This window comes from Corallibacter sp. (assembly GCF_048381695.1).
Lineage (GTDB): Bacteria > Bacteroidota > Bacteroidia > Flavobacteriales > Flavobacteriaceae > Corallibacter > Corallibacter vietnamensis.
In genome coordinates, this window is record NZ_JBLXHI010000003.1 from 76745 (window position 1) to 98861 (window position 22117).

General features: G+C 30.9%; 17 protein-coding genes. 7 read left to right on the forward strand and 10 right to left on the reverse strand.

The genetic code is table 11. The annotated features are described in order from the left end of the window. Window positions 1-26: 26 nt before the first annotated feature. The 8 genes from ACN5J3_RS06590 to tsaD all read right to left on the reverse strand — a co-directional run bounded on the left by ACN5J3_RS06590 (window position 27) and on the right by tsaD (window position 6685). On the reverse strand, window positions 27-695 hold the full coding sequence (locus tag ACN5J3_RS06590) for an HAD family hydrolase (protein WP_418511200.1): 669 nt from the start codon (window positions 693-695) through the stop codon (window positions 27-29). A gap of 78 nt (window positions 696-773) precedes the next feature. Further along, entirely contained in the window at window positions 774-1952 is a 1179-nt protein-coding gene (locus ACN5J3_RS06595) for a class I SAM-dependent methyltransferase (RefSeq protein WP_418511201.1), read from the reverse strand. A gap of 7 nt (window positions 1953-1959) precedes the next feature. After that, window positions 1960-3048, reverse strand: coding sequence for an AI-2E family transporter (locus ACN5J3_RS06600; RefSeq protein ID WP_417291006.1), 1089 nt, complete (start codon window positions 3046-3048; stop codon window positions 1960-1962). 22 nt (window positions 3049-3070) lie between these two features. After that, window positions 3071-3571, reverse strand: a complete 501-nt coding sequence (locus ACN5J3_RS06605) for a TrmH family RNA methyltransferase (protein WP_418511202.1) — start codon at window positions 3569-3571, stop codon at window positions 3071-3073. A 9-nt stretch (window positions 3572-3580) separates the two neighbouring features. Then, a complete protein-coding gene (locus tag ACN5J3_RS06610; RefSeq protein ID WP_418511311.1) occupies window positions 3581-4177 on the reverse strand; it encodes a DUF4159 domain-containing protein in 597 nt (198 codons plus the stop codon). 49 nt (window positions 4178-4226) lie between these two features. Beyond that, window positions 4227-4931, reverse strand: coding sequence for a 16S rRNA (uracil(1498)-N(3))-methyltransferase (locus tag ACN5J3_RS06615; RefSeq protein ID WP_418511203.1), 705 nt, complete (start codon window positions 4929-4931; stop codon window positions 4227-4229). A 1-nt stretch (window position 4932) separates the two neighbouring features. Further along, complete coding sequence (locus ACN5J3_RS06620; RefSeq protein ID WP_417291003.1) at window positions 4933-5562, reverse strand: peptidylprolyl isomerase; 630 nt, start codon at window positions 5560-5562, stop codon at window positions 4933-4935. A gap of 100 nt (window positions 5563-5662) precedes the next feature. Next, on the reverse strand, window positions 5663-6685 hold the full coding sequence (gene tsaD / locus ACN5J3_RS06625; protein ID WP_418511205.1) for a tRNA (adenosine(37)-N6)-threonylcarbamoyltransferase complex transferase subunit TsaD: 1023 nt from the start codon (window positions 6683-6685) through the stop codon (window positions 5663-5665). Window positions 6686-6818: 133 nt separating this feature from the next. Between tsaD and ACN5J3_RS06630 the strand changes: the two genes are divergently transcribed. The 6 genes from ACN5J3_RS06630 (at window position 6819) to ACN5J3_RS06655 (ending at window position 18121) form a co-directional block, all read left to right on the forward strand. Further along, window positions 6819-11177 carry a translocation/assembly module TamB domain-containing protein gene (locus ACN5J3_RS06630; RefSeq protein WP_418511206.1) on the forward strand — a complete coding sequence of 1453 codons (4359 nt, stop codon included), beginning with the start codon at window positions 6819-6821 and terminating at the stop codon, window positions 11175-11177. Window positions 11178-11338: 161 nt separating this feature from the next. Further along, window positions 11339-12325: a 6-phosphofructokinase gene (gene pfkA / locus ACN5J3_RS06635; protein WP_417291000.1), complete on the forward strand. Its 987-nt coding sequence runs from the start codon at window positions 11339-11341 to the stop codon at window positions 12323-12325. 14 nt (window positions 12326-12339) lie between these two features. After that, on the forward strand, window positions 12340-13341 hold the full coding sequence (gap, locus tag ACN5J3_RS06640) for a type I glyceraldehyde-3-phosphate dehydrogenase (RefSeq protein ID WP_418511207.1): 1002 nt from the start codon (window positions 12340-12342) through the stop codon (window positions 13339-13341). Between the two features lie 84 nt (window positions 13342-13425). Beyond that, the gene (locus tag ACN5J3_RS06645; protein WP_417290998.1) at window positions 13426-14286 is read left to right on the forward strand and encodes an N-acetylglucosamine kinase; all 861 of its coding nucleotides are present in this window, start codon (window positions 13426-13428) and stop codon (window positions 14284-14286) included. A 211-nt stretch (window positions 14287-14497) separates the two neighbouring features. Further along, window positions 14498-16453, forward strand: coding sequence for a choice-of-anchor tandem repeat GloVer-containing protein (locus tag ACN5J3_RS06650; RefSeq protein WP_418511208.1), 1956 nt, complete (start codon window positions 14498-14500; stop codon window positions 16451-16453). A 174-nt stretch (window positions 16454-16627) separates the two neighbouring features. Continuing rightward, window positions 16628-18121: a hypothetical protein gene (locus tag ACN5J3_RS06655; RefSeq protein WP_418511209.1), complete on the forward strand. Its 1494-nt coding sequence runs from the start codon at window positions 16628-16630 to the stop codon at window positions 18119-18121. Here the strand turns inward: ACN5J3_RS06655 and ACN5J3_RS06660 are convergent. Next, window positions 18118-19155: a GMP reductase gene (locus ACN5J3_RS06660; protein ID WP_418511210.1), complete on the reverse strand. Its 1038-nt coding sequence runs from the start codon at window positions 19153-19155 to the stop codon at window positions 18118-18120. The two genes, ACN5J3_RS06655 and ACN5J3_RS06660, sit on opposite strands and share 4 nt — an antisense overlap. Window positions 19156-19345: 190 nt before the next feature. Here ACN5J3_RS06660 and ACN5J3_RS06665 point away from each other — a divergent pair, with 190 nt between their 5' ends. Then, window positions 19346-21712, forward strand: coding sequence for a prolyl oligopeptidase family serine peptidase (locus ACN5J3_RS06665; protein ID WP_418511211.1), 2367 nt, complete (start codon window positions 19346-19348; stop codon window positions 21710-21712). A 15-nt stretch (window positions 21713-21727) separates the two neighbouring features. Here the strand turns inward: ACN5J3_RS06665 and ACN5J3_RS06670 are convergent, their stop codons facing one another. Continuing rightward, a complete protein-coding gene (locus ACN5J3_RS06670; protein WP_417290993.1) occupies window positions 21728-22108 on the reverse strand; it encodes a RidA family protein in 381 nt (126 codons plus the stop codon). Window positions 22109-22117: the final 9 nt, after the last annotated feature.

Genomic DNA, 22117 nt, shown 5'->3' on the forward strand with positions numbered 1-22117 from the left:
TAAGTACTTATTGCATTTTTAATCTATTAAAAGTCAGTTGTTAATAGGGTTTTAGCTTTATGATAATGAATATCTTTAAAATCAGAAATTATAGTGTTTGCTAAAGAGTAATCTTGATTTTTGGAATTTATACTATTATATCCTATACAATAAATACCAGCGGCATTAGCTGCTTTTATTCCGTTTGTAGAGTCTTCTATAACGATACAATGTTTTTTATCAACATTGGTAGCGGCATGGGCTTTATTGAATATTTCAGGATGTGGTTTTGAAGCTTTTAAATCAGCGCCACTAAATTTATTGGTAAAAAACGGGTTTAAATTAAAACGTTCAAAAACGCTTTCAATGGTAAACATTGATGCTGATGATGCTAAAACAAGGTTTACATCATTATCATGATAGTTTTTAATAAGATCTAAAACACCATTAATTAGCTTTAGATCTGGATCATTTTTAAACAAATCTTTAAAAATATTGCGTTTTATTTGTACAAGCTCTTGAGGTTCGTTTTTTAAATTAAAATGATCACATAAACTTCTGCACACATTTATTGTAGACTGTCCAGTAAAGGATTCGTAGTGAGTGTCTGATACATCTATATTTAATTCGTTAAACATACCGTGGTATGCTTTATGGTGTAAAGGTTCGGTGTCTACAATAACACCATCCATATCAAATAAAACAGCTTTAAGCATAGAATAAAAGTTTTTTTTTGCAAAGATAGGTATCTGTTTAATTAATGCCTTTAGATATAAATATATTTCTTGATGGTGTCACTCTTTCTCACAAATAATAACAATTCGCTCTTCTTCTAAATTGGTAGTGAAAAAAAGGTATGTTTTTCCGCCGTCTTTAATGTTTAGTTTTTTTCTTATTTGTTGTACCGTTTCAGGAAAATTTCTTGTTGTTACATTAGCTTGTTTCGGAGCTTCCTTTTTTAGTACACGCTTGTTATAAGGTAGTATTTCTTTTATTTTAAAACATCTTCCCGGAAAATCAATATAAGCTTGTGATGTATATAGATGCGAATGCTGATGAAGCTTAAAAACATTTAGTTTACTCGCTACTGATTTAAAAGCTCCTGACTTTAGTATTGCAGCATTGGGTTCATAAAGATAGGATAGTGGTAAACTAAACTTTGGGTTAATAGTTTTTTCTGTTTCAAGTTCAAAATTGAAATAATACTCTGATGTTTTTGTTAAGTTTATTGTTTTTACTTCGATAGGATTTTCATTGCCTTTTTCGAGTAGCCAAAGCAATTCTTTTACTTCATTATTTACAGCAACAACATGAATAGTTTTCACCCATTTTAATTCATTGAGTCCAATAGAAATGTCTAATAGAGGTGATGTTTTAATTAGAATACTATTGGACTTACTAAAAAGTAAATCAAGATGTTCGGGCACATTAGGAAGACAATCTGATAATAAAAACACTTTTCCTTTACTGTCATGTCTCCTAGAAGGGTCTATGTAAATACAATCATATGTATTTGTGTTTTCATTGAGGTATTTTAAGCCATCAACGGCTTCTGTTTGTATATTTTCAGTGCCTAGTTGTTTTAAGTTGTGTGCAACAATTTGAGATAAAGAGTCATTTATTTCGCAGTGTGTTACTTTTTTAAAATGTTTAGAAAAGAAGTAACAATCAACACCAAAACCACCTGTTAAATCTATAATTGTATTTCCGGTTACTAATTTAGATTTATAAAGTGCTGTAATTTCAGATGATGTTTGCTCAATATTAAGTTTATTAGGGTAATAAATTTTTGGCGTGTTGTACCAAGTAGGAAGTTTGGTTTCACACTTTTTTTTTGCTTCAATTTGCTCAATTAAAGTTTTAATATCAATATCTAATTCAGGATGCTTTTTTAAGAGTAAACTTACGGTGTCAGAGTTTAAATTATTCTCAATAAACTCTTGATTTTTAGATTTTAATATGTCTTTATTCAAAGTTGTACTATAATCCTTTAGTTAGTTTTTTTACTACTTTGTAATCAGATAGAAACTCTTTCAAAATTACTTTTATAGCTGTGTAAGCAGGAACAGCAACTATCATACCTACAATACCAAATAGTAGTCCAGCAATGATAATTATCAAGAAGATTTCTAATGGATGCGACTTAACGCTTTTTGAGAAAATTACAGGCTGACTAATGAAATTATCTATAAGTTGACCAATACAAATGATAATTAATACATACATGGTTTTAGGAAGTATGACATCACTAAAATCGCTACCAAGGTTACTTGTCATGGTAAGAATAATCATTAATGCACCACCAATTAAAGGCCCTACATAAGGTATTAAGTTTACTAAAGCACATAAAAATGCAATAACAACAGCATTTTCAACACCAATTATTAGTAGCCCTATGGTATAAATAACAAACAATATTGATATCTGAAATATAAGTCCAACGAAATAACGAGAAAGTAAATCTTTAATTTTATTAAATGATTTTTGAAGTCTAGTTTCTTTATCTTCAGGTATAAAACTCATGATGCTTCCTTCAAATAGCTGGCTGTCTTTCAAAAAGAAAAACGAAATAAACAATACAGAGAATAATCCGATACTAAAATTTCCAAACCCACTTAATATGGAGTTTATTAAATTAGGAATCAACGCGTAATCTAATTTAGAAAGTAAATCAGACTCTTTAAGAGACTGTTCAACATCTACATGGTTAATACCAAAATAGCTAGTTGCTTCCAGATATAAATCTTCAACATTGCCTTGTAGCTCTTTAATGTCTAGTAGTTCTAGATTATGGCTTTGCTCAGTAATTAGGGGAATAAACAATACAAATAACCCAACTAAAAAGCCTATGAGTAATACCATAGTCACTATAACGGCTATAATGTTTTTGAATTTAAGTTTGTTTCTTAAAAACTGTACAATTGGTCTACCAATTAATGAAGTTATAGCAGCAATGACAATATATACAAGTACCGATTGAATTTTATATAAAAAAAATGCTACAAGACAAATGCCTACAACAACTGCTAGTGCTCTTAAAATTCCGTTTGCGATTATTTTTGAATTCATAAGGTAAATATATGAATTTGTATCATAGAGATTGTTTTGTTATTTCGTAAAGTGCAATATTTGTGGCTTGTACAGCATTCATGCTACTATTTTGACCAAACATTGTAATATGAATTGTATTATGAGATTCTTGTAGTATAGTTTCTGAAACGCCAAAATTTTCATCGCCTATAACCAAAGCAATGGGTTTTTCAGTTGAAAACTTAAAGCTATCTACAGGTGTGCTTTTATCTGTTATTTCTAAAGAAATTATTTGATAGTCGTTGTTTTTTAATTCAGAAATTACCGAAATAGCAGATTCGTGAATCTCATAAGGAACTACTTTTTCTGTAGCTCTTGATGTTTTTGTCATTTTTCTGCCAAAGGGAATATGGCCTCCACAAAAAATAACTTTTTCAACACCAAAGGCATCAGCAATTCTAAATAAGCTACCAATGTTTGGTGCGTTAGTAATATTGTCACAAACTAACGTTATTGGGAATGTGCGCTTTTTAAAATTAGTATTGTAGTGGTTTAGTTGCATTTATAGCGATTAGTTTTCAAATACATATTTAATGATGTTTGCACCCATTTTTAAAGCTTTTTCACGAACTTCTGGCGGATCGTTATGTACAATTTCATCTTCCCAACCATCTCCTAAATCGCTTTCAAAAGTAAATAAGACCACAAGTCTGCTTTCGTGAAAAATACCAAAAGCTTGAGGTCTTGTGCCATCGTGTTCATGAATTTTAGGTAATCCTTTCGGAAAATTAAAAGCGCTATTAAAAATAGGATGATTTGCAGGGAGTTCTATAAATGCTTTTTCAGGAAAAACTTTTTTTAACTCTCTAGTAATGTATGGTTTAATTCCGTAATTGTCATCAATATGTAAAAAACCTCCAGAGATTAAGTAGTTTCTTAAGTTTTCAGCATCTTCGTCATTAAAAAACACATTTCCATGACCTGTCATGTGAATAAAAGCATATTGAAAAATATCTGGACTGCCAGTTTCTACAGTTTCAGTTTTTTCATTAATTTTTGTATTGATATTTTCATTACAAAATTTAACCAAATTAGGTAATGATGTAGGGTTACCATACCAATCGCCACCACCTTTATATTTTAATACGGCAACCTCTTGAGCTTGCATTCCTATTGTTAGCAGGCATAGGAATAATGCTGTTATATAAGTTTGTGTGTTATTCATTTGTGTAAGCTACCGAATGACAAGCTACTATAGCGGCTGTCTCTGTACGTAATCTGGTTTCTCCCAAAGTTACAGGAATAAAATTGTTTTGTAATGCAATTTCAATTTCTTTAACACTAAAATCGCCTTCAGGTCCTATTAAGATAATAACGTCTTTTTCGGATTGCAATTCCTTTTTAAGAGATTTTTTATCTAACTCTTCACAATGAGCTATAAACTGTTGACCATTAAAGTTTTGTTGAATAAATTCTGTAAATGGTATGGCGTCATGAAGTATTGGTAAATAGCTTTGCAATGATTGCTTCATAGCCGATTGCAATATCTTTTGAAAACGTTCTGGTTTAATTATTTTACGTTCGCTATGATCACATATTATGGGAGTTATTTCTTGAATGCCAATTTCAGTAGCTTTTTCTAAAAACCACTCATAGCGATCATTCATTTTTGTAGGAGCAACAGCTATATGTAAATTGTATTTAGGCTTTGGTTGTTGTGTTTTTCCAGTTATTGAAACAACACAGTTTTTTATATCAGCCACAGTGATTTTTGCAGTAAACAGCCAACCTTTACCATTGGTAATGTGAAGCGTGTCATCAATAGTTTTTCTTAAAACTTTTACAATGTGTCTGCTTTCGTCTTTATCAAAAGAAAACTGTGTATCGTTATCAGATATATTAGCGTTGTAAAAAAGTTGCATATTATTTAGGCTCTACGACTTTTAAGACTTTAATTTCTTTAATGTTTTCGGGTTCGTGGGTTTTCAGTACAATGTAATACGAATCTTTCTCTACGTCATCAATTTTAAAGATATCGTTTAGCGCGTGTGTGTCATTAATTATAGCGTTCTCTAAAGTAGCAGAAAGTCTACCTTCAGTAAACCAACCAGTATCACCACCGCGTGTTGCATTACGACTTATAGAATATTGCTCGGCTAGTTGAGCAAAAGAAAACAGCTTCTTTTTATACTTACCAATGATTTGATCTCTTATATCATTAATTTCATCTTGAGTTTTGCCTTTTCCATTTAGTAATATATAGCTTACTCTATAGTGAGATACATTATATTTTTCAACCACTTTATAGTGTACATGTTCAAAATCTGTTTCTACGTTAGTTTTTCCTCCAACACGTTTTTTTAAAAGCTCTTGAGCTAATCTGGTTTTGTGTTTAGCTTCGTTAAATGTAATAAGTTTATTTTTTTTGCTTCCTTTTTCAGAAATGTAAGTTTCAGCTTGACTTGCATCTGTAATGGCATCTAACTCTTTAGACGCATTTTGAGATTGAATGAATGATGTAGATAGAACAAAAAATAGAATAAATAGTCTCATTTAGGTCTTTTTTTAGTGGTTAGAATACAAAAAAACAAAATTATAGTGTAGATATCCTTTAATTAATAAAGGTTATCAACAGAAATTTTAACAATATTAGTTAGATTTTTAATCTTGCTGAAGCTGTTATGTTTTGTTCAGAGAAATTCCCTTCAAGATATTTTAGGTATCCTACAATAGCAATCATAGCAGCGTTATCTGTAGTGAATTCAAATTTAGGTACATAAGTTTTCCATCCAAATTTGCTTTCTCCATTTTTTAAAGCTTGTCTAATTCCAGAATTGGCAGATACGCCACCGCCAATAGCAATGTGCTTTATACCTGTTTCTTTACTTGCAAGCTTAAGTTTATCTATTAAAATACCAATAATGGTGTATTGTATTGAAGCGCAAATGTCATTAATATTTTCATCAATGAAATTAGGATTGGCTTTTTTTTCTTTTTGTATAAAATATAAGATAGCGGTTTTTAAGCCAGAAAAGCTAAAGTTTAGTCCGTCTACTTTAGGTTTTGTAAACTTAAAAGCTTTTGGGTTTCCAAGTTTTGCACGTTTGTCTATTTCTGGTCCAGCAGGATATCCTAAACCTAAAATTTTTCCGCTTTTGTCATAAGCTTCACCTACAGCATCATCTATAGTTTCACCAATAACTTTCATGTCAAAGTAACTAGAAACTTTAACTATTTGAGTGTGTCCACCAGAAATAGTCATTGCTAAAAAAGGGAAAGGAGGTTTGTTAAAGCCTTCTTCATCTATAAAATGAGCTAAAATATGAGCTTGCATATGGTTCACATCTATTAACGGAATGTCTAGACCAAAAGCTAATGATTTAGCAAAAGATGTACCTACAAGCAAAGAACCCATAAGTCCTGGACCTCGCGTAAAAGCTATGGCGTTTAATTGAGACTTGTCAATATTAGCTTTTTTAAGTGCTTGTGCCACAACAGGAACAATGTTTTGCTGATGCGCTCTAGAGGCAAGTTCAGGAACAACGCCGCCATATTCTTGATGTATTTTTTGGCTTGCAATAACGTTACTTAAAATCTTGCCATTATGCATAACAGATGCTGCTGTGTCGTCGCAAGAAGACTCAATTCCGAGAATATAAATATTTTGTGAACTCATTAATAAAAATTAGGCACAATAATTGTTAATTTTGGCTTCAAAGTTATAACTTTAAAAACGTATCAGAAAATTTTTAAAAATAGTATCAAAGCTAGTATTAATTTTACTACTTCTTTTCATCATATTGGTGTTGGTGTTTTCTATACCCGCAGTTCAAACAAAGCTAGGTGCTTATGCAACAGATTTAATAAACCGCGATTATAAAACAAATATAAACATTGGTAGAGTAGGATTGCAGTTTAATGGCGATGTTGAGTTAAAAGAAATACTAATTAGAGATTACAAGCAAGATACATTGATTAGTGTTTTAGAACTAAACACATCTATAATTAACTTTAAAAATCTATATAATAGTAAATTAGCTTTTGGTGATATAGATTTAGAAGGCCTTATATTTAATTTAAAGAAATACAAAGGAGCTTCAGAAACTAATTTAGATGTTTTTGTAGCTAGATTTGATGAAGAAACACCTAGTAAAGAAAAAAGCAACTTTTTGCTATCTTCTAGTGATGTTACAATTACAGACGGAACTTTTAGGTTGATAGATGAAAATATTGAAAACCCTAATATTTTAGAATTTAATGCTATAGATATTAATGCAACTACATTTCTCATAAACGGCAGTGATGTAAGTATGCGTGTAAATAATTTAGCATTTTTTGATAGTCGTGGACTTGAAATGAAAAATTTGGTAACAAATTTTGCATATACACCAGAACATATATTTCTTGAAGATTTAGATATTGAAACAAAAAACTCAACCCTACAAGGAGAAGTTAAGTTTTTGTTTAACCGTGAAGACTTAAAAGACTTTACAGACAAAGTAAATATAGACGCTACATTTACAAAAGCAGATATTGCTCTAAATGAATTAAATACTTTTTACAATGAGTTTGGAGTAAACCAGCGAGCTGCATTTAGCACAAAAGTTTCAGGAACACTTAACAATATGAAACTTGATGACTTGCGTCTTAATACAAGTTCTAGAAGTAGCGTATATGGCGATATTACTTTTAAAAACCTTTTTAATGCCCAAGATGATAACTTTCATATGAATGGGTATTTCTCAAACCTATCATCAAATTATAGAGATCTTAAAGCGTTATTGCCAAATGTGTTGGGAGAAACCATTCCTTCGTCTTTTGAAAGGCTTGGAAATTTCACTATAGTTGGGCAATCAGAAATATCACCAAAAACCATAAAGGCTGATATAGAAATAGATACTGATTTAGGGTTTATAGATTCTAATCTTGTTATGAATTCTATTGATGATATTGACAATGCTTCTTATGTAGGTAATGTAATACTTACTGATTTTGATATGGGGCAGTTTCTTGAAGACCCAACATTAAAACAAGTATCTCTTAACCTAGATGTAGATGGAAAAGGTTTTACCAAAGCCAATGTAAATACTAAACTATTAGGAGATATCTTTAGTTTAGATTACAATAATTATGTTTATCAAAATATAGAAGTATCCGGAACATTAAAGGAAAATGTATATAATGGTAGATTACGATCTAATGATAAAAATCTTAAACTAAAATTTAATGGATTGGCTGATGTCTCAAAAGAGGTAAATAAATTCGACTTTGTAGCTGAAGTAGATTATGCCAATTTAAAAGCGCTTAATTTTGTTAAAAACGATAGCTTATCTGTTTTTAAAGGTGTTGTTGATATGAAAATGACAGGAACATCTCTAAATGATGCGATTGGTTCTATTCAATTTAATAAAACATATTACGAGAATGAATACGATAAATACGAGTTTGATGATTTTGAAATTACATCATCTATAAAAAATAATGTAAGATATATAGATGTTAACTCTCCTGATATTATTGAAGGTCAATTAAGTGGTGAATTCCTATTTGAAGACATCGCCAAACTTTTTGAAAACGCCATAGGCAGTATTTATACAAACTATAAACCTCATGAAGTAGCCGAAAATCAGTATATAGATTTCAATTTTAAAATTTATAATAAAATAGTTGAAGTATTTGTTCCTGATATTGAATTAGGAACAAACACTTATATTAGAGGTCATGTAGAAAGCAATGAAAAAGCTTTTGACCTAGTATTTAGATCTCCAAAAATAAAACTCTTTGATTATTTTGCTGAATCTATAGCTGTTCAAGTAGATAATAAAAACCCATTATTTAACACCTATGCAGAAATAGATAGTATAAACACCAAATATTACAATATATCTAAATTCAACTTGATTAATGTAACGCTAAATGATACACTTTTTGTTAGGTCAGAATTTCAAGGAGGAGCAAAAAACAGAGATGTTTATAACTTAAGTTTTTACCATACTATAAATGAGGAAAATAAATCAGTAATAGGGTTTAAAAAATCTGATGCGACATTTAAAAACAATAAATGGATTATAAACGAAAACAGAAACAAGTACAACAAAATTGTATTTGATAACAAGTTTAATTCCATTAAAATAGACTCGTTTATGATGAGTCATAACCAAGAACAAATCAAGCTGTCTGGTGTTTTAAGAGATTCAACATATAAAGACATAAAGCTTGATTTTAAAGATGTAGATTTAGCTAAAATAACACCAGAAATAGATAGCCTAAAGCTAAAAGGAAATGTAAACGGTAAGCTAGATATCTTACAAGAAAAAGGTAGTTACTTACCAAACTCAACAATTACTATAGATGATTTAGAGGTTAATGATTTACTGTTAGGCTCATTTGACGCCCAAATAACAGGTAATGAGGATTTAACAAATTATAAAGTTAATGCCAAAATTAAAGATGATGTATCAGAATCTTTTAGAGCATTAGGAAATATAAATGTATCTGGAGCAACGTCATCTATAGATGTCGCTTTAAATTTTAAAGATTTTAATCTGAAACCTCTAAATCCTTTCCTAGATGGTATATTAAGTAATATTAGAGGATTTGTTACAGGAACCGCAAATCTAGGCGGTGATTTAAGTAAGCCAGATATAAATGGTGAACTAACTTTAAATAACTCCGGGCTAACTGTTCCTTTTTTAAACGTAGATTTTGATTTTGCTCAAGCCTCATCGGTAACTTTAGAAAATCAAAGTTTTATTTTCAATAATATTGATATTACAGATACCAAGTATAATACAAAAGGTTGGATAGACGGTTCAATTAGCCATATTAACTTTTCTAATTGGAATTTAGATTTAGGTATAAGAGCAAATAATATGCTTGTTTTAGATACAGAAGAAAATGAAGATCTTCCATATTATGGTACTGCTTTTATTGATGGTTATGCTAGCTTAAAAGGGCCTACAGAACAATTGGTTATAGATGTAATAGCACAAACAAAACCTAATACAGTATTTGTAATTCCGCTAAATGACTCCGAATCTTTTGGTGACAATTCATTTATTCACTTCTTAACACCTGAAGAAAAACTAGCCAAACAAAAAGGAGAAGCAATACGAATAAAAGATGTATCAGGTTTAGAACTAGATTTTGATTTAGATATAACCAAAGATGCCGAAATAGAGATTGTTATTGATAAAACATCAGGAAGTACTATACGTGGTCGTGGTATTGGAGGAATTCTATTAGATATAAACACAAACGGTAAATTTAAAATTTACGGAGATTTTTCAGTAGTAGAAGGTGTATACAACTTTTTATATGGAGGTTTAGTGCAAAAAGAATTCACAGTTGAACCTGGAGGATCTATAGCTTGGAATGGAGATCCATTAAAGGCCAACATAGATTTAAAAGCTATTTATAAAACCAATGCAAATCCATCTCCATTATTAGATAATCCAATAAACAGAAGCATACCTGTTCATTTAGAAACCAATCTAACAGGTCAGTTAGAGAAACCAGATATCAATTTCGATTTTAGTTTTCCTAACTTAAGCTCTACAGTAAAATCAGAATTAGCTTATAGATTAGAATCTAAAGAAGATAGAGATAATCAAGCCTTATTTTTATTAGCTACCGGTTCATTCTCTAACAAATCAAATGTGAACTTTACAGGAACCATAACAGAGCGACTTAACGGTATTGTAAACGGAATTTTATCTGATGGTAATAATAAAGTTAATATAGGTCTTAATTACGAAGCAGGAGCAAACACACCAGAATATCAAACTGATGATAGACTGGGTGTAACTTTACAAACAAATATTACAGATCGTGTATTAATAAACGGTAAAGTAGGAGTTCCCGTTGGTGGAGTTAGCGAAACCGTAATTGCTGGTGATGTACAAATAGACTTTTTATTAAATGAAGAAGGAACACTTACCGCAAAAGTATTTAATAGAGAAAATAGTATTAGAAATTTTGGAGAAGAAATAGGCTACACTCAAGGGTTAGGTATTTCTTACAATGTAGATTTTGATACATTTAAAGAATTACTTCAAATTATATTTAAAGGTAAAGCTAAAGTAGAAGAAGAAAAGCAAAAAGAAGAAGCTGAAGAAGAAGAAAAACTACCTTCATATATCGGTTTCAAAAAAGAAAATAAAGATTAAAATTTCATTCAGATTTTAACTTAAAACACTTCATTATTATTGCTAAAACTAATTAGTTATTAACGAAAACGATTGAGTTTTTGTTTGATTGTTAAATTATATGAAATAGCACTATGTTTATATAATTTCTTTATTAGTTTTACTACTCAAACTAGAAATACATGTCAAAAACAATAAAAAAAATAGGTGTTATGACCTCTGGTGGTGACTCACCAGGAATGAATGCTGCCATACGATCTGTGGTAAGAACTTGTGCCTATCATCAAATAGAATGTGTTGGTATATATAGAGGTTACCAAGGCATGATTGAAGGCGACTTTAAAGAAATGGATGCTCGTAGTGTAAAAGGCATTATAAATAAAGGAGGTACCATTTTAAAATCAGCAAGATCTAACGAATTTAGAACCCCAGAAGGACGCAAAAAAGCTTACGATAAACTTAAAGAAGCCAACATAGACGCTTTAGTAACCATAGGCGGAGATGGTACATTTACAGGAGCTATGATTTTTAATAGCGAATACAACTTTCCTGTAATGGGTATACCAGGAACTATTGATAATGATATTTATGGTACTTCTCATACGCTAGGTTATGATACGGCGCTTAATACTGTTGTTGAAGTAATTGATAAAATTAGAGATACAGCAAGTTCTCACAACAGATTATTTTTTGTAGAAGTAATGGGACGAGATGTTGGTCACATAGCATTAAACGTAGGTGTTGGAGCTGGTGCTGAAGAAATTTTAATCCCAGAAGAAGATTTAGGATTAGACAGACTTTTAGAGTCTTTAAGACGCAGTAAACAATCAGGAAAATCATCAAGTATCGTTGTAGTTGCAGAAGGCGATAAAATAGGTAAAAATGTTTTTGAGCTAAAAGACTATGTAGATGAAAATATGGCCGAATATGAAACACGTGTATCAGTATTAGGGCATATGCAACGTGGCGGATCTCCATCATGCTTTGATCGCGTTTTAGCAAGTAGAATGGGAGTAAAAGCAGTAGAAAGCCTGTTAGAAGGAAAAAGCAATTTTATGGTAGGCTTACTTAATGATAAAATGGCATTAACACCATTAGATCAAGCTATAAAAGGACAATCAAAAATAAATTTAGAATTACTTCGTGTGTCAGATATCATGACCACATAACTTAAAAATAGAATATGTCAACATTAAAATTAGGAATTAACGGATTCGGAAGAATAGGAAGAATAGTATTTAGAGCTACAGTAAATAGACCAGATGTAGATGTGGTAGCAATAAATGATTTGTTAGATGTAGAGCATTTAGCATATTTATTAGAGTATGACTCTGTACATGGAAAATTTGATGGAACAATAGAGGTTAAAGATGGCCACTTAGTAGTAAATGGTAAAACAGTAAGAGTTACTGCAGAAAGAGACCCAAAAAACCTAAAGTGGGATGAAGCAGGTGTAGATGTAGTAGCAGAATGTACAGGTATATTTACAACATTAGATACAGCACAATATCATTTAGATGCAGGAGCGAAAAAAGTAGTTATTTCTGCACCAAGTAAAGATGCACCTATGTTTGTTATGGGTGTGAATCACCAAGACGTTAAAGCATCAGATAATATTGTGTCAAATGCATCTTGTACAACTAACTGTTTAGCTCCTTTAGCAAAAGTTATCGATGATAATTTTGGTATAGAAGAAGGTTTAATGACAACTGTTCACGCAACAACAGCAACTCAATTAACTGTAGATGGTCCTTCTAGAAAAGACTACAGAGGTGGAAGAAGCGCATTGTTAAACATTATTCCAGCATCAACAGGAGCAGCAAAAGCTGTAGGTAAAGTAATTCCTAAATTAAACGGAAAATTAACAGGAATGGCATTTCGTGTTCCAACAGCTGACGTATCAGTTGTAGATTTAACGTTCAGAACCGAAAAAGAAACTTCATTAGAAGAAATTAAAAAAGCATTTAAAGCAGCTTCTGAAGATGCTATGAACGGAGTTCTAGGATATACTGATGAATTAGTAGTTTCTCAAGACTTTGTTAGTGATGCAAGAACAAGTATTTTTGATGCTGAAGCAGCTATCGAGTTAAATTCAAAATTCTTTAAAGTAGTTTCTTGGTATGATAATGAGTTTGGATACTCAAACAAATTAGTAGATTTAGCACAGCACGTGTATAGTCTATAATTGTAAACTTACTTTAAATTAAATATTAATACCGTAGTTTATAATTAGTTTATTATAGGCTACGGTTTTTTTATAAAATTAGATATGATATTAATTGTAGATAGTGGCTCAACAAAATGTGATTGGATTTCTGTTGATAATAATGGAAAGCAACTTTTAGAAAAAATAAGATCAAAAGGATTAAATCCTGCGATTTTAAAAACCAAAAAGCTTAATAAAATCATTAAAGGAATAAAAGAATTGAAACCTCATAGAGATGAGGTAACTCATGTTTTTTTCTATGGTGCTGGTTGTGGTACTGAAAAACCAAGATTATTATTAAAGGAAGTTTTAGAATCTGTATTTGTCAATGCAGTTGTTGAAGTTAATGAAGATACATTGGCGGCAGTAAGAGCAACCATTAATTCTGATAACGAAGCCGCAGTTGTATGTATTTTAGGAACAGGGTCTAACTGTAGTTATTTTGATGGAGAGCAATTGCATCAACGTGTAGACTCTTTAGGTTATACCATTATGGATGATGCCTCTGGTAATTATTACGGAAAACAACTCATCCGCGATTATTACTTTAATCAAATGCCAGAAGCCCTTAAGGTTTCTTTTGCAGGAAAATACAATTTAGAAGCAGATTACATAAAATATAACCTATATAAACAACCTAACCCTAATGCATATTTAGCTACGTTTGCAGAATTTATGATTTTAAATAAAGATTCTGAATACGCTAAAAACCTAATAAAAAAAGGGTTGAGAGTTTTTATAACCAATATGGTTATGCAGTTTAAAGAAGAAATTAAAACCAATCCAGTTCATTTTGCAGGATCTATAGCTTTCTTTTCTGAAAGTGAAATACATGAAGTCGCTGAAGAATTTGGATTTAAAGTTGGGAATATTGTAAGAAGACCTATTGAAGGACTTGTAAAATATCATACATCAAAGCTTTAGTAATTTAAAGTAAAAAACAATATACTTATAAAAAAAGCACTCAAAATGAGTGCTTTTTTTATATCAATTAAATAACTCCCAGTAGCATAAAGCTGTTTTTATTATCAAAAATACTCAATTTGAGTATTTTACAAAAAAAGGACTAGTGTTAATTTTGTAGGAAAATATTTATTAAGAATTTAGATAAGCCTTAATCAATTAATATTTAATTATGAGAAAACTATTACTTTTTATTCTAACACTATTTGTTGTAAATAGTACTTATAGTCAGGTAACTGAGCTTTGGGGAATGACTAGGTCAGGTGGAGATAATGACTTTGGGACTATTTTTAAAACAGATGAAAATGGTAATAATCATGAGGTTATTTATTCGTTTCAAAATACAGATGGGGCATTTCCAACAGGAGATTTAGTTTACACAAGTAATGGTAAATTTTATGGAATGTGTACTGCTGGTGGTTCAAATGGTAACGGTGTTTTGTTTGAATATAATCTACAAACAAATACATATACGGTAAGAGTTAACTTTGATAATGCAACAACTGGATCAACACCATATGGTGGTTTAACTTTGGCTGACAACGGTAAGTTGTATGGTATGACTTATGATGGTGGTTCTAATAATTACGGTGTTCTTTTTGAGTTTGATACTAACAACAACACATTAGTTAAAAAACTTGATTTTGATGGAACAACTAATGGTAGTAACCCAAGAGGCAAATTATTAAAAGCATCAAATGGCAAATTGTATGGGGTTACATTAAGAGGTGGATTAAATAATACTGGTGTTCTTTTTGAGTTTGATACAACCACAGAAGTTTATACAAAGAAAAGAGACTTCTTTTCTAGTGCTAGACTGCCTCAAGGGAGTTTAATAGAAGCCGATAACGGTAAATTTTATGTAGTAACTTCTAGGTATTATGATTCTAGTTATGGGGATTATAGAGGCGGGCACCTTTTGGAATATGATTTAACTACAGATACATTTATTTCTAAAGAACAATTTGCAGGTAGTGCTAATCTTAAAGGCGGGCTTATTCAAGCTACAAATGGTAAGATATATGTTTCAGTCAGCAGCAGTTCTGGTCCATATCGCACTTATATATTCAAGTATGATTTAGATTTAGATAACCTCTCTGCAGTTACTATTAGCGAAGGAAGTCATGAAATAAGTAATTTATTACTAGCTCCAAATAATAAAATTTACGCAATGACAGAGCAAGGCGGTACAAATAATTTAGGAGTAATGTTTGAGTATGATTCAACTAATGACACTTATATTATTAAAACAAATTTTACAGGAGTAAATGGAAGTCTTCCTCACGAATATACTAAATTGACAGCTGCAACTTTCCCACAAACGTATGTTCCTGATGATAATTTTGAGCAACGTTTAATAGATTTAGGATATGACGATGTTTTAGATGACTATGTGTTAACACATAATATTAGTGGTGTTACAAATCTTTTAATAGCAGCAAGAAATATTTCTGATTTAACCGGAATTGAAGATTTTGTTGCATTGGAGAATTTACAATGCCACTATAACAACCTAACAGCTCTTGATTTATCTAACAACACGTCATTGGTACAATTAAATTGTTCTAATAATAGTTTATCAAGTTTAAACACAAGCACTTTAACATCGTTAGAGCATTTAACTTGTTTTGCAAATAATATAACAAGTTTAGATTTAAGCATGAATACATCATTAAGAATTTTTAGTTGCAGTTCTAATAACATGTCTAGCTTAAACTTAAGAAATGGTAATAACACGATAATTCAAGGAATAAATACGACTAACAATCCTTCTTTAACTTGTGTTCAAGTTGATGATGAAGATTATTCAACAGCAAATTGGACTCTTATTGATAGTCACACTGTCTTTAGTGAAGATTGCTCAACTCTATCAGTAAATGATACTAATATAGATAACGGATTAGTAATATATCCAAACCCTGTAAAAGAGAAGCTCTTTATAAAAGGTCTTAATACAAGTTCAACATATAACTTATATAATATTACAGGTCAGTTTTTAGGCTCTGGTAACTTATCAAAGAGTCGTAATAGTATTAATGTGCAGCACCTTAATAAAGGTATTTTTATGATAGAGATTATTAATGCGTCCACAAAATCAAAACAAACATTTAAAGTTATTAAAAACTAGATTTGTTAAAAAGTAAAGCACTCAATATTGAGTGCTTTTTTATTGTAATATACTCATATTGAGTATTTCTATACAGTTACAAATGCCGTATTTTTATAATGATATATACCCATTATTAGGTATTTATAATGCTAGTTCAGATAATTAATTTTAAGCTTAAATATAAAAAGCTTTATGAGGTACTATGTGATGATATTATTTTTAATGTTTTTTTCATTTGCTTTTTCACAAAAAGACAGTGAATATGATCATTATTATGATTTAAATGAAGCACCCGAACAAGTAGAAAATCTTCATATATCTGGAACTATTCAGGATATTTCTAAAATCAATTTTAAGCAGTATAAAAATCTAAAACGGTTAAAGTTATCACTAGAGTTTTTTGATGAAAACACCCACAATACCAATCTTAATAATTTATGTGGCTTACAACTTGAATCCATAAGTTATAGTTCTGTTTTTTATAATCATGTTCCAGAAAATATAGCTTCATTTTTTCCTAAATGCACTAAAAAAATTAAGGCTGATACTTTAAAATTAGAATATCGAGGAAAATACGGATACATTCCGAAGAAACTATTTGACTTTAACACAATTAATAGTTTAGAACTTAAACTGTACCAAAACCTATTAAAAGCCGATTATGAGTTTTTTAGAAATCTGATAAGCTTAAAAAATTTAAAATTAACCAATCAAGAAGGTTTCACTTATTCAGTCAATGCGAAACTGTTTAATGATTTTAGGAGTATTCAGGTATTAAAAATACATAACAGTATTATAAACAAAGCTTCGTTAAAACGCATTTCAAAACTTAAAACTATCAAGCATTTAGAATTACTTGATAGCGATTTTAATAATCAATATTTGAATTTATCAAAGCTTAAAAATTTAGAATCACTATCGTTAAAGAGTGCCTTGTCTAAAGAAAAAGGTGTACTATTTATAAATACACTCAATGATGATAATAAATTAAAACATTTAAGTATTACTGATTGTGAAGGTTTTGTTCAAGACATTGAAAAAGTTGATTTTTCAAAACTTTCAAAATTAGAAACTTTAAAAATCTATGCACCAATAGATAAGTTTCCAGAACAAGTAAAGTCTTTAAAAAATTTAAGTACACTTCATTTACAAATAAGTAGTTGGAATACAAGCAACATTATACCAGAAAGTACATATGCATACCTACAAGATTTGCAAACTTGTAGCATAAATACTGATGATGAAAATTATAATAGAATTATGGGCTTAAAAGCCGATACTATTGTTATTGATAATACAAATGGTGATGGTGTTTTTTTAGCAAGAAATACAGTTTCTAAAAAGTGGGGAATGTTTCAAGATTTAGGAAATGGAGCCTTTAAAGAGTTAATTCCGTATAACTACGATAAAATAGATTTTTTTGGTTGGAATGCTAGTTATACCAAAGTCTATAAAAATAATAAAGTAGGTGTTTACTTGTCTACATGGAGCTATTTTGAGGCTGCAAAAGAAACAATACCTTGTATTTATGATGATTTACGAAAAGTAAATGTTGATAACAAAAACTACCTTGCAGCCAAGAAGAATAACAAATGGGGTCTAATTGATTGGAAAACAGGAGAAAAAATTTCTCAAATAGATTATGACAGTTTAATTGAACTTCCTAAAGTAGCCCAAAAAAATTAGCTGTAAACCTGATTTTCTTGTTCAGCAACTCGTATAAAAGTTGTACGTTTTGTAAGCTCTTTTAAGCGTTCAGCTCCTACATAAGTACAAGTGCTTCTTATACCGCCTAGTATGTCTTGTAGTGTATTCGCAACAGCTCCTTTATATGGAACTTCAACAGTTTTACCTTCACTTGCTCTATATTCAGCTACGCCACCAACATGTTTTTCCATAGCAGTAGAAGAGCTCATGCCATAAAATTGCTTGTATTGTTTTCCGTTTTTTGTAACAAGTTCGCCGCCACTTTCAGAATGACCAGATAACATACCACCGAGCATAACAAAGTCTGCGCCAGCACCAAAAGCTTTAGCAACATCACCAGGAGTTGTACAGCCACCATCACTTATAATTTGTCCACCAAGCCCATGAGCGGCATCAGCACATTCAATAATAGCAGATAGTTGTGGGTAGCCAACACCTGTTTTTACTCTGGTAGTACAAACACTTCCAGGGCCAATACCTACTTTAATAATATCGGCACCAGCTAATAATAATTCTTCAACCATTTCACCTGTTACTACATTTCCAGCAATGATAACTTTGTCAGGATATTGCTTTCGCGTTTGCTTTACAAAACTCACAAAATGTTCAGAGTAACCATTGGCTACATCAATACAAATAAACTTAAGTTGTGGATTATTGGTAAATATAGCAGCAAGTTTTTCAGAATCTTTAGTGCCTGTACCTGTACTCACTGCAATAAAATCTTCAATTCCTTTTGGTGCTTGAGATAAAAAAGCCTGCCATTCATTATTTGTATAATGTTTATGAATGGCTGTAAATAATTTCTGTTTAGATAATGCTAAAGCCATTTCAAAAGTTCCAACAGTATCCATATTAGCTGCCATTATAGGTACTCCAGTCCATGTCGCTGTACTATTCAAAAAAGTAAAGGAGCGCTCAAGACTTACTTGAGACCTGCTTTTTAATGTAGAGCGTTTAGGTCTTATCATTACATCTTTAAATCCTAACTTAATGTCTTGTTCAATGCGCATATTCTAAAAGAAATTTGGTTACCATCAAAAATACGAGATATATTAAAATAGTTGAAAGCAAAGTTTTATATAACGTACTCTTTTATTAACAATTGTTCATAGGTGATTGCTCTTAAAAATAATTCTCGTTTGAATTCCATAGAAATTAAGATTAACTTCGTTAACTCATAAATCTGATTATACATTCAAGATGAAAAACCACTTTTTTTTAACTCTGATATCTTTATTTACTGCTGTGGCTGTTTCTCAAAACACAAACACATCTACCTTACAAATAGAAACCATTATGAAGGGCAATGATTTTATAGGTCATTTACCTTCTAATCCTGAATGGTATGATAATAATAATGTGTATTTTGATTGGAACCCTGATAATGCTTTTAGTGATTCACTATATGTATACAATCTTAAGACTGATAAAGTATCAAAAGTTGATTTTGAAACAGAATATAATTTGCCAGCTAGCTATGCAGTTTTTAATGCATCCAGAACAAAAAAAGTTTATTCAAAATACGGTGACATATATATTACAGATGTTAAAACCAATTCAACGACAAGAATCACTCAAACACTAGAAAGAGAATCAAATCCGCATTTCACTTTAAATGATACTCAAATTGCATATGTGAAAAATGGAAATTTGTTTACTTGGACATTAAAGACCGGAGAGATAAAGCAGGTAACAAATTTTAAAAAAATAAAAGGAGAAGCAAAAGATACAGAAAAAGATGCATGGTTAAAAGAAGATCAACTAGCAATGTTTACAGTGCTTCAAGAGCGAAAAGCAAAAGCAGATATGCGTGATAGCTTATTAAAACGATATGAAGTTAAAAAACCATTAGAAATTGACACAAAAGGACGCTCTATTAGAAACCAACAAATGAGTCCTGACGGAAATTATGTGACCTATCTTACTGTAAAGTATGCCAAAAATAAGAGAACGATTATGCCTCATTATGTAACCGAGTCTGGTTATACTGAAGACGAAAATACACGTTCTAAAGTAGGTGACGAGCAAAGTATTTACGAAATGCATATTTATGATATAAAAAATAGAAAAACATATCCTGTGTTATTAGATAATCTTGAAGGATTAGATTACATTCCAGAATACACTAAAGATTATCCAGATAAAACCTATGTTAATGAAAATAGGATAGAATATATTTCAAAACCTTATTGGAATACTACAGGAAGTAAAGCTATAATTAATATTACTTCAAATGACTATAAGGATAGGTGGATTGCGTTATTAAATCTAGATAATGGAACAATAAAAAATGTTGACCATCAGCATGATGAAGCTTGGATTGCAGGTCCTGGTATAGGTTGGTTTAGTAATTTATCACTTGGTTGGATGCCTGATAATGAAAATATCTGGTTTATGTCTGAAAAATCTGGATATGCACATCTATATACTACAAATGTATCAACCCTGAAAACTAAAGCACTTACATCTGGAAAGTTTGAAATATATAACCCAAAAATATCAAACGATAAAACTAGATGGTATTTTACTGCAAATAAGAATCATCCTGGTGATAGGCAATTTTATACTATGCCTATTAAAGGAGGAAAACATGAACAGTTGACAGAAAATGTAGGGCGTAATGATGTTGTGTTATCTCCAGATGAAAAACAAATGGCAATATTATATTCTTTTTCAAATAAGCCAACAGAACTCTATGTGAAACAAAATCCGGTGTATGCTAAAGGAGAAACAACACTAAAGCAAGTTACACAATCAACCACAAAAGCATTTAATACTTATGCGTGGAGAGCTCCAGAAGTTATTACCTTTAAAGCTGATGATGGAGCTCAAGTACATGCACGTTTATATCAGCCAAAATCTTCAGTAAAAAATAACGCAGCAGTTATATTTGTTCATGGAGCAGGTTATCTACAAAATGCTCACAAGTGGTGGAGTTCTTATTATCGTGAGTACATGTTTCATAATCTTTTAGTTGATAATGGTTATACTGTTTTAGATATAGATTATCGAGCTAGCGCTGGTTATGGTCGTGATTGGCGAACAGGTATATACCGTCATATGGGAGGAAAGGATTTGTCTGATCAAGTTGATGGCGCCGAGTATTTAATTTCTAATTTAGGAATAGATAAAAATAAAGTAGGTATTTATGGCGGTTCTTATGGTGGGTTTATTACTCTAATGGGAATGTTTAATGCAGCTGATACTTTTAAGGCTGGAGCAGCAATTAGATCAGTAGGTGATTGGGCGGCATATAATCATGGTTATACAGCAAGAATTCTTAATACACCAGTAACTGATAGTATTGCATATAAAAGAAGTTCTCCAATTTACTTTGCTGACGGATTAAAAGGTGATTTACTTATTTTACACGGTATGATTGATGATAACGTACACTTTCAAGATATGGTAAGATTATCTCAACGTTTGATAGAATTAGGAAAAGAAAACTGGGAAATGGCAATTTATCCAGTAGAGCGCCATGGTTTTGTAGAGCCTAGCAGCTGGACAGATGAATATACACGTATATTTAAATTATTTCAGAAAAGCTTGTTAGGAATAGAATAGAGTAGTAGAGTGTGCTTATTTCACAGCAATCATACTTATTTCAACGTTAACAAATTTTGGTAAATTAGCAACTTCAACGGTTTCTCTTGCAGGAGCCGTTTCTTCATTAAAGTAAGAACCATACACCTCATTTATAAGAGAAAAGTTATTCATATCACTTATAAAAATGGATGTCTTTATAACGTTTTCAAAAGTCATGTCAGCAGCTTTCAAAACAGCTTTCATGTTTTCCATAACTTGTTTTGTTTCTGTTTTTATATCATCTAAAACAAGCTCGCCGGTTTCAGGATGCAAAGCAATTTGCCCAGAGGTATAAAGTGTGTTGTTTACTAAAACGGCTTGGTTATAAGGACCAATTGGAGCAGGAGCTTGAGTCGTATTAATGATAGTTTTCATTTTATGAAG